The sequence below is a fragment of the Adlercreutzia sp. DFI.6.23 genome, from assembly GCF_024462535.1.
Lineage (GTDB): Bacteria > Actinomycetota > Coriobacteriia > Coriobacteriales > Eggerthellaceae > Adlercreutzia > Adlercreutzia rubneri.
Genome location: NZ_JANGBP010000040.1, coordinates 1 through 572 on the forward strand (window position 1 = coordinate 1; position 572 = coordinate 572).

Sequence of the window (572 nt, forward strand, 5' to 3'; positions counted from 1 at the left end):
AGGACGCACTGCCGAGCTCACACGCAACGAGCTGCGCATCCTGCAGACGCTCATGCGTAACCCCGGCGTAGTGGTGCCCCGCAGCGAGATCATGTGCGCCCTGTGGGAATCCGATGCCTTCATCGACGACAACACGCTGACGGTGAACGTGAACCGCCTACGCAAGACGCTGGGAGCTTTGGGTGTGCCGGAGGACTTCCTCACTACCCGCCGCGGCGTCGGGTACGCCGTATGAGCGGGCACGGCACAGGCGAGGCGGATACGCCCATCGCCCCCTTCACGCCGGCCACCTACGTGCGCGACAACGTCATCGGTCTGGCGGCGTTTCTGCTGGCCCTTGCAAGCACCGTGCTCAGTCTGCCGGCCCTCGGCGTGAACTCGGCGGGCACGCTGCTCGTCGCCGACGTCCTCACGCTCATCGCGCTGGGCGCCGGCTTTCTGGACTACCGCCGCAAGGCCGCTTTCTACCCCGAACTGCACCACCTTACCGGGCAGCTGCGCCAAGCCTGCGTGCTTCCCTCCCTCATCGCCGAGCCGCCCTTTCTGGTCGGGAAGATCGCCTACGATACGGC

Annotated in this window: 2 protein-coding genes; both read left to right on the forward strand. The window is 66.8% G+C overall.

The window, feature by feature from the left end; genetic code table 11:
- A partial coding sequence (locus tag NE591_RS12230) for a helix-turn-helix domain-containing protein (RefSeq protein WP_256156741.1) occupies window positions 1–235 on the forward strand: 235 nt, incomplete at its 5' end.
- Window positions 232–572: hypothetical protein (locus NE591_RS12235; protein ID WP_256156742.1), on the forward strand; the 341-nt coding region annotated here is incomplete at its 3' end. The genes NE591_RS12230 and NE591_RS12235, both read left to right, overlap by 4 nt.